At 72.4% G+C, this 7,966-nt stretch carries 10 protein-coding genes; 4 read left to right on the top strand and 6 right to left on the bottom strand.

What is annotated here, in order from left to right; all coding sequences use genetic code 11:
* Positions 1–835: prolyl oligopeptidase family serine peptidase (locus VK611_13635; GenBank protein ID HMG42374.1), on the top strand; the 835-nt coding region annotated here is incomplete at its 5' end.
* Between the two features lie 107 nt (positions 836–942).
* Positions 943–2,502 (top strand): phosphoglycerate dehydrogenase, encoded by a 1,560-nt coding sequence (serA, locus tag VK611_13640; protein ID HMG42375.1) that lies wholly within the window; start codon positions 943–945, stop codon positions 2,500–2,502.
* 21 nt (positions 2,503–2,523) lie between these two features.
* Here serA and VK611_13645 read toward each other — a convergent pair whose 3' ends face one another.
* The 5 genes from VK611_13645 to VK611_13665 form a co-directional block, all read right to left on the bottom strand.
* Positions 2,524–2,931: a PIN domain-containing protein gene (locus VK611_13645; GenBank protein HMG42376.1), complete on the bottom strand. Its 408-nt coding sequence runs from the start codon at positions 2,929–2,931 to the stop codon at positions 2,524–2,526.
* Positions 2,928–3,140 carry a ribbon-helix-helix protein, CopG family gene (locus tag VK611_13650; protein ID HMG42377.1) on the bottom strand — a complete coding sequence of 71 codons (213 nt, stop codon included), beginning with the start codon at positions 3,138–3,140 and terminating at the stop codon, positions 2,928–2,930. The genes VK611_13645 and VK611_13650 overlap by 4 nt, the downstream gene beginning before the upstream one ends.
* 41 nt (positions 3,141–3,181) lie before the next feature.
* Positions 3,182–4,186 carry a hypothetical protein gene (locus VK611_13655; GenBank protein ID HMG42378.1) on the bottom strand — a complete coding sequence of 335 codons (1,005 nt, stop codon included), beginning with the start codon at positions 4,184–4,186 and terminating at the stop codon, positions 3,182–3,184.
* A gap of 45 nt (positions 4,187–4,231) precedes the next feature.
* Positions 4,232–4,693, bottom strand: a complete 462-nt coding sequence (locus VK611_13660) for a hypothetical protein (protein ID HMG42379.1) — start codon at positions 4,691–4,693, stop codon at positions 4,232–4,234.
* A 69-nt stretch (positions 4,694–4,762) separates the two neighbouring features.
* Entirely contained in the window at positions 4,763–5,332 is a 570-nt protein-coding gene (locus VK611_13665) for a YceI family protein (protein ID HMG42380.1), read from the bottom strand.
* A gap of 103 nt (positions 5,333–5,435) precedes the next feature.
* Between VK611_13665 and VK611_13670 the strand changes: the two genes are divergently transcribed.
* Complete coding sequence (locus VK611_13670) at positions 5,436–6,314, top strand: helix-turn-helix transcriptional regulator (GenBank protein HMG42381.1); 879 nt, start codon at positions 5,436–5,438, stop codon at positions 6,312–6,314.
* Between the two features lie 92 nt (positions 6,315–6,406).
* Entirely contained in the window at positions 6,407–6,856 is a 450-nt protein-coding gene (locus VK611_13675; protein HMG42382.1) for an MOSC domain-containing protein, read from the top strand.
* A gap of 43 nt (positions 6,857–6,899) precedes the next feature.
* On the opposite strand, the gene VK611_13680 is transcribed toward VK611_13675, so the two are convergent.
* Positions 6,900–7,966, bottom strand: a 1,067-nt coding sequence (locus tag VK611_13680; protein HMG42383.1) for an alkaline phosphatase PhoX, incomplete at its 5' end; no start/stop codon positions are given.

Below are 7,966 nucleotides of genomic sequence, written 5' to 3' on the forward strand. Positions count from 1 at the left end.
GCCGGAACCGATCTCGTTCCCGACCAGCGGCGACCGCACCGCCCACGCCCTCTTCTACCCGCCCACCAACCCCAAGGCGGGCGGCCCCGCCGGCGAGCTGCCGCCGCTGCTGGTGCTCATCCACGGCGGTCCGACCGCGGCCGCTCGGCCCATGCTGCAGCTCGGCACCCAGTACTGGACCAGCCGGGGCTTCGCCGTGGTCGACGTCAACTACGGCGGCTCGACCGGCTACGGCCGGGAGTTCCGGGACCAGCTCCGGGGCAACTGGGGCGTCGTCGACCTGGACGACTGCGAGGCCGCCGCCCTGGCCCTCGCCGGCGACGGGCGGGTCGACGCCGAGCGCCTGTGCATCCGCGGCGGCTCCGCGGGCGGCTACACGACGCTGGCGGTGCTGGCGTTCCGCGACACCTTCGCCGCCGGTGCCAGCCACTACGGCATCGCCGACCTGGAGGCCCTGGCCGTCGAGACCCACAAGTTCGAGAGCCGCTACCTCGACGGGCTCATCGGGCCCTACCCCGAGGCCCGCGACGTGTACGTCGCACGGTCGCCGATCCACCACCTCGACGGCTTCGACCGGCCGCTGGCCGTGTTCCAGGGCCTGGAGGACGAGATCGTGCCGCCCAGCCAGTCGGAGGCCATCGTCGGGGCGCTGCGGGAGCGGGGCGTGCCCGTCGCCTACGTGCCGTTCGAGGGCGAGCAGCACGGGTTCCGGCAGGCCGCCAACATCCGGCGGGCGCTCGACGGCGAACTGTCCTTCTACTCCCAGGTCTTCGGCTTCCCGTTGCCACCCGGCGAACCCATCGACACGGTGCCGGTGGACAATCTGGTCAAATGAAGCCTTCTGTCTTCGCTGAACGGGCTATAGCCGGCTGAGCGAAGACGGAAGCGAACCCCCGGAACCGCCTGGCGACGGCGCCCGCCCCCGACCACACTGAGCAACGAATGTCTCGCATCCTCGTCACAGAGAAGATCGCCGACGGCGGGCTCCAGCAGCTCCGCGACGCCGGCCACCACGTCGACGTCAAGTTGGGCCTGTCGCCCGACGAGCTGCTCGAAGCCGTCTCCGGCGCCTCCGCCCTGATCATCCGCTCCGCCACCCAGGTCACCGGTGAGGTGCTGGAGGCGGGCTCCGACCTCGTCGTCGTGGGCCGGGCCGGCATCGGGCTCGACAACGTCGACGTCGACACCGCCACCGAGCGGGGCGTCATGGTGGTGAACGCCCCCCAGTCGAACACCCTGTCGGCCGCCGAGCACACGATGGCCCTGCTGCTGGCGCAGGCCCGCAACATCCCACAGGCCCACGCCGCGCTCGTCGACGGGCGTTGGGAGCGGTCGCGGTGGGAGGGCGTCGAGCTGGCCAACAAGACGCTCGGCATCGTCGGGCTCGGCCGCATCGGCAAGCTGGTGGCGCAGCGGGCGCTGTCGTTCGGGATGAACCTGGTGGCCTACGACCCGTTCGTGTCGGTCGACCGGGCCCGGCAGCTGTCGGTCGACCTGCTGCCGCTGGAGCGGCTCATCGAGGTGGCCGACTTCGTCACGCTGCACGTCGCCAAGACGCCCGAGACCGTCGGCCTCATCGACAAGGACCTGCTGACCAGGGCGAAGCCGGGCATCCGGATCATCAACGTGTCGCGGGGCGGCATCGTCGACGAGGCGGCGCTGGCCGAGGCGATCGACGCCGGTCACGTGGGCGGCGCCGCCCTGGACGTCTTCGCGGCGGAGCCGACCACCGAGTCGCCCCTGTTCGGTCGGCCGGAGGTCGTGGTCACCCCGCACCTGGGCGCGTCCACCCGGGAGGCGCAGGACAAGGCCGGCGACACCATCGCCGAGCAGGTCGGCCTGGCCCTGGCGGGCGACTTCGTGCCATTCGCCGTGAACGTGTCGGCGGCCGAGGCGTCGGAGACGGTGCGGCCGTTCCTGCCGCTGGCCGAGCGCCTGGGCGAGCTGTACTCGGGACTCGCCGGGTCGGCGCCCAAGGTGCTGGAGATCGAGTACGCCGGCCAGATCGCCGACTACGACACCCGCATCCTCACGCTGTCGGTGCTCAAGGGCATGTTCGGGCCCATCTCGGACGAGCCGGTGTCGTACGTGAACGCTCCCCGGATCGCGTCGGAGAAGGGCGTCGAGGTGCGTGACACGTCGACCACGACGGCGCAGGACTACGTCAACCTGGTCACCATCCGGGGCGGCGACCACTCGATCGCCGGCACGCTGGTGGGCCTGCGGTCGGAGCCCCGGGTCGTCGTGCTCGACGGGCACACCATCGACCTGCCGCCCGCCAAGCACCTGCTGGTGGTCCGCAACGACGACCGCCCCGGAATGATCGCCTTCGTCACCGGCGTGGTGGCGGCCGCGGGGGTCAACGTCGACGACATGCACCTCGGCCGTTCGTCCGGTGGCCAGGCCGCCCTCCAGGTGCTCGCCACCGACGTCGCGGTCCCCTCGGAGGTCCAGGAGAAGCTCCGCGCCGGCGACGGCATCGTCACCGTCCACGCCTTGTAACCCGCCGGCGCCGCCGGCCCGTCAGGGCAGCAGCTCGAAGGCGTGGCCGCGGGCCGGCCGCAGCACCGTGAAGTGCCGGTGGTCCAGGGTGAGGATCCTCCGGGTGCGGTAGCGGGCGGCGAGGACGACGAGCGAGGCGTCGGTGACGCCGATGTCTTGGTCGCGATGACGCTCGACGACGCGGACGACCTTCGAGAGGTCGTCTTCGGTGATCTCGGGCAGCTCGAAGGCGCCGCCCGCGAGCTGGCGGAGCACCGCCAGCTCGGCGTCGACGCCGTGCCGGGTGGCGACCAGGTGGTCGACCTCGGCCACGACGTAGGGGGAGACGACGAGGGCCTCGTCGGCCGCGTCGACCACGTCGCGGGCGGCTTCGTGCGCCGGTTCCCGGTCGTTGAAGAAGGCGAGCAGGCCGCTCGTGTCGAGGATCACCTCTCGCCGAAGCCGCGCAGCAGGTCGTCGGCGCGGTCGGCGATCGGCTCGGCGGAGTAGAGGCCACCCGTCGGGCGGGGCCGGGTGGGGCGGACCGCCGCGGCGATCGCGGCGCGGATCACGTCGGCCTCCGACGTCCCTTCGCGGCGCGCCCGGTCCGCGACCGCGGACTTCAGCTCGTCAGGGAGGTAGATCGTCGTCTTCACCATGCCACGTATGGTACACGTATGGTACGCAGCGCCGACGGCCGTCAGAGCTGCTCGAACAGGACGTCGCCGACCTCGGCGTAGGAGCCGGAGTGGGCGTGGCCGACGACGATCCCGTGCAGCCCTGGGCCTCCGGTCGGGAAGGCGCTCATCGAGCCCTGGGTGACGGTGACGGTGGTCGAGCGCGGGTCGCCGGAGTCGGCGCGAGGGGAGCCGTAGGCCCACTGGGTGACCCGGATCGACGCGTGGCCGACGCGTTCCGCGGCGACGACGTAGGGGCAGACGTTGTGGGGGACGGCGGGAGCGACGAGCCCGCCGGCGATGCGGTCGACCGGGTTGTCGGGCGCGGCCGGGAGCGCCGTCATGATGTTGACGTCGCCTGGCGACGCCGCCACCACGGTGCTCACGACGTCGTAGTCCGGGTCGGCCATGTCGGAGACGGTGATGGGGGTGCCGTCGGCGATGATCGACGCCCACGGCGGTGCGACCCGCATGACCGACAGCTCGGCCCCCAGGAACCTGAGGCGCTCGGCGCGGAGCACGACCCCCTGGCGGTTCACGTTTCCGAGGCCACCGGCGCCGCCACCGTTGCCGAGGGTGACGTCGGTGCCGTCGATCTCCCACCCGTTGACCAGCAGCCCGGACGGGTCGGCGGAGGCGAAGATGTTGTACCAGACCACGAGCGCCACCCAGTGGTCCCGGCGGATCCGCTGGGCGCCGAAGACGAACCCGATCTGCGGGCGGTTGGGTGTCTCCGTCCAGGTGGACGGCCCCCACCACACGCCGGTGATCCGGCCCCGCGCCCACAACGTGTCCGGGTGCAGATACCACACCCGATGGTTCGGGGCGGGCGAACCCACGGCGGAGGTGACGCGGCCGCGGCCGTCGACCACCGACGTCCTGAACTCCTGCCCCGCCTCGGTGGTCGCGGGCACCACGGTGAACGGCGCCCACCCGTCCCGCACCCACGAATGCTCGACCACCCCACGCGCCCCGTGGCCGTCGCCGGCAAGGCCGTCGGGCGCGGTGGTCACCAGCTCATCCGTCATGTCGCACGTGGGCCTGGAACCCGCCCGAACGCCCCGGTCAGCGGGTCAGCGCTTGGCGGCGCGGAAGCCGTCGGCTTCGGCGGTGGCGGCGTCGCGGTAGCAGCGGTCAGGCGTGGTGCGGTCGTAGGCGAGGCCGCCGGGGACGTGGAAGATCTTGCTGGAGAGCTTCGCCTTGACCATGTGGGTCGGAGGGCAGCCGCCGTCGACCTGGGGGTCGACCCAGGGTGGGGGCTCCTCGTCGTCCTCGGGCGCCTCGACCTTCGACGGCGCCACCTCCGCAGCCGGAGCTTCCGTCTCGAGGACGGCGCCGTCGCTGTTGAGGCCCGACGGCGAGGCGTTGCTCAGCTTCGGCTGGGCCGGCGTGTTGCGGCTCCCCGCGGCACCGGCACCGGCGTCACGGTCGGCCTGCGACGGCGCCTGCTTGCGCAGGAACACCTGGGCCAGGAAGAAGCCCGCGCCGACGATCGCTCCCAGCTTCACCCCACGACGCACGAACTTACGGCTCACGCAACCTGACGTTACCCGGCGTACCGCGTAGGTGGGCGGACACCGCCGCAGCGTCCGCCCACCAGGGCCTCAGCCCTCCGGCTCCGAGCCCTCCGCAGCCGACGGCTCGACGAACTGGAGGTCGAGCTCGAACTGGACGTTCTTGCCGAGGCCGACCTCGGCCATGGGCCCGAACACGACGCCGAAGTCGCTGCGCTTGAGGTCACCGCGGGCCTCGAAGCCCGCGTGCTGCGTGCCGGCGAAGTCGCCGGTGCCGCCGAACTCGACCTCGAAGGCGAACGGCTTGGTGACCTTGTTGATCGTCACCTCGCCCTCCATCACCCATTCGCCGCCCGATCCGCTGATCCGGGTCGACTGGAAGCGGATCTCGGGGTGCTCGTCCACGTGGAGGAACTCGTCGGTCAGCACGTGGGCGTCACGGTCACTGTTGCCGGTGTCGATCGAGGCGACGTCGATCACCGCGGTGACGTAGGTGTCGTCGGGGCCTTCGCCGACGTCGAGGCTGGCGACGAACTTGTTGAACCGGCCCCGCACCTTGGACACGCCGAGGTGACGGATGGCGAACGTCACCTGCGAGTGGAGGGGGTCGAGGGTCCACAGGCCGCTCGCCAACGGCAGTGCTTGGGTGTCTGTGCTCATGGCGCCCACCCTGCGCCGTTCCCGGCACGGCGGGAAGGCCGAGCTGTTCATGGGAGTGACACCCCCAGGATCAACCCGCCTACGGCCCGGCAGAATGAACGCCGTGCCCGAGCCGTCCGAGCCCTCCGAGCTGGCCAGCTTCCTGCGCAGCCGCCGTGAGCGGGTGTCGCCGGAGTCGGTCGGGCTCCCCCGGGGAGGGCGGCGCCGCACCCCCGGCCTACGGCGGGAGGAGCTGGCGATGCTGGCGGGCATCAGCGTCGACTACCTGGTGCGCCTGGAGCAGGGCCGGGAGCGGAACCCGTCGCAGTCGGTGCTGGCGTCGTTGGCGCGGGCCCTGCGCCTGGAGGAGTCGGAGCGGCTGCACCTCGGGCGCCTGGGCAGCATGTCGCTGCGCCATCCCGGGCTGTGCCCCTCGGTGTCGAACGACGCGGTCGACGACGGGACGCTGGCCGTGCTCGACGGCATGACCCGCTCGCCGGCCTACGTCCTCGACGTCAGCACGGAGGTGCTGGCCTGGAACGACGCCTACCAGATGCTGATGGCACCCACGGGGTTGCTCGACAGGAACCCGCCCAACCTCCTGCGCTACACGTTCCTCGACGAGCGCTCGCGCACCGTGTTCGCCGACTGGGGCGACGCCGCCCGCGAGCAGGTCGGCAACCTGCGGCGGGCGGTCACCACCTGCTCCGACGACCCGGCGATCAAGGAGCTGGTCGGGGAGCTGAGCATGAAGAGCGAGGACTTCGCCCGGCTCTGGTCGGCCCACGACGTCACCGAGAACACGCGGGGCGCCCTGAGCCTGGCCCACCCCCTGGTGGGACCGCTGAACCTGCGCTTCGAGGTACTGCTCCTGCCCGACAGCCCGTTCCGCCGTCTGGTCGTCTACGTGCCGGCCGACGCCGCGGCGACCGCCGCGCTGGGCCGCCTCGGCGACGTCGACCGGGCCCCGCTCCGCCTGGTGGGCGGCAGCTCGGGCACCTGACGCCGTCCGCCCCCGCCGACGTATCTCGGGTGCGCTTGGGCAGGGCGAGCGTCTAGAACGGTGGGAAGGTCGAGCTGCTCGGAGGGATGGCCATGGGTGGAACCATCGTGGGGATCTTCACCGCGTCGGCGGAGGGTGCTCCCGTCGCCTCTCGGGACGAGGCGCGGGCCGTCGCCGGACGCGGGATCGAGGGCGACCGCTACTTCGACAGCAACGCCGGCGAGCACGACCCGGCCGACGAGATCACGCTGATCGAGGCCGAGGGACTCGAGCAGGTGAGGGCCGAACACGGTCTCGACCTGGCACCCGGCGAGCACCGGCGGAACGTCGTGGTCGAGGGCCTCGATCTCCTGGAGCTGCTGGGTCGCACGGTCAGGGTCGGCGAGGTCGAGGTCACGTTGGTGGCGGACAACCCGGCCTGTCGCCATCTCCAGGACCTCGTGGGCAAGCCGGTGCTGCGGCACCTACGCCGCAAGGGCGGCGTGCGGGGCTCGATCGTGACCGGCGGCGTCCTCCGGGTCGGCGACACGGTCGACACCTGAGCGTCGAGCTCGTGCCGGCGAGGTGGTCGTGACGGGGCGGTGGTCAGCTCGTCGGTCGGCGGGTCCGCAGGCGCCAGACGGCCGTCGCTCCGGCCAGGACCGCGGTGCCCCCGATCGCGGGCACCAGCCAGTCGCTCCCGCCGCCGTCCGAGCCGCCGCCGTCGCCGTCGCTCGCGGCCGTCTCGGTGGACGTGGGGGGTCGGGCCGCCCGGAACGGCCCGGTGACCTCGTAGGTCCGGCCGAGGCCGTCGGGACCGCCTCGCTGTGAGCTGAAGTACAGGCGGGTGCCGGACGGGTCGAAGGCGGGCCCGGTCAGCTCCGACGCGGGGTTGTCGGTGCAGCGGAGAATCGGCTGGATGCGCCCCGAGGAGTCGACCAGCACGAGCTCGATGTCGTCGCCGTCCTCGGCCACCAGCAGGTCGCCGTCGGGGGTGGCGGTGATGTTGTCGACCCCTCGCAGCGTGCTCGACCCGTCGTAGACCACCTCCACGGTGTCGGCCTCCGGGTCGTAGCGCCAGACGTGGTCGTCGCCCTTGGTGGTGAAGAACACCGATCCGTCGTGGACGACGATGCCCTCCCCGCCGTCGAACGCGGTGCTCTCCGGGACCTGCGTTCGGGTCGCCGCCGACGTCGCCAGCGGGTCCGGCACCGCGAGCCAGGTGACCGCACCGTCGGCCACGGCGGCGACCTCCAGCGTGCCCTCCGCGAGGTCGGGGTACGCCGCAGGGGTGAAGCGGTAGAACCGACCGTCGGGCCGATCCTCGGTGAGGTAGAGCCGCTCGCCGTCCGCGTCGACCGCCACCGCCTCGTGCACGAACGCGCCCAGCGCCGGCCGGACCTCGCCCGGCCCGGGTGCGGTGGGGTCGCACTCCCACACCCGTCCGCCCTCCTGCTCCTCGCACGACAGCCAGGTCCCCCAGGGCGTGGCGCCGCCGGCGCAGTTGCCGCTGGTGCCCGTCAGGATGCGATAGGAGTCGACGATGGTGCCGTCGTCGTCGAACCGGACGGCGCCGACGCCACCGCCCTCGGCCGGGACCTCGCTGTTGGAGACGTAGACGTAGCCCCCGTCGACCTCGAACGTGGCGCCCCCGTCCGGGAAGATGTGCCAGA

Source organism: Acidimicrobiales bacterium (assembly GCA_035316325.1).
Taxonomy (GTDB): domain Bacteria; phylum Actinomycetota; class Acidimicrobiia; order Acidimicrobiales; family VFJN01; genus DASXTK01.

Bases quoted from the DNA above. Each gene is read 5' to 3' on its own strand.
- serA (HMG42375.1), top strand. From the start codon at position 943: ATGTCTCGCATCCTCGTCACAGAGAAGATCGCCGACGGCGGGCTCCAG.
- VK611_13650 (HMG42377.1), bottom strand. From the start codon at position 3,140: ATGGTGAAGACGACGATCTACCTCCCTGACGAGCTGAAGTCCGCGGTC.
- VK611_13655 (HMG42378.1), bottom strand. From the start codon at position 4,186: ATGACGGATGAGCTGGTGACCACCGCGCCCGACGGCCTTGCCGGCGAC.
- VK611_13665 (HMG42380.1), bottom strand. From the start codon at position 5,332: ATGAGCACAGACACCCAAGCACTGCCGTTGGCGAGCGGCCTGTGGACC.
- VK611_13675 (HMG42382.1), top strand. From the start codon at position 6,407: ATGGGTGGAACCATCGTGGGGATCTTCACCGCGTCGGCGGAGGGTGCT.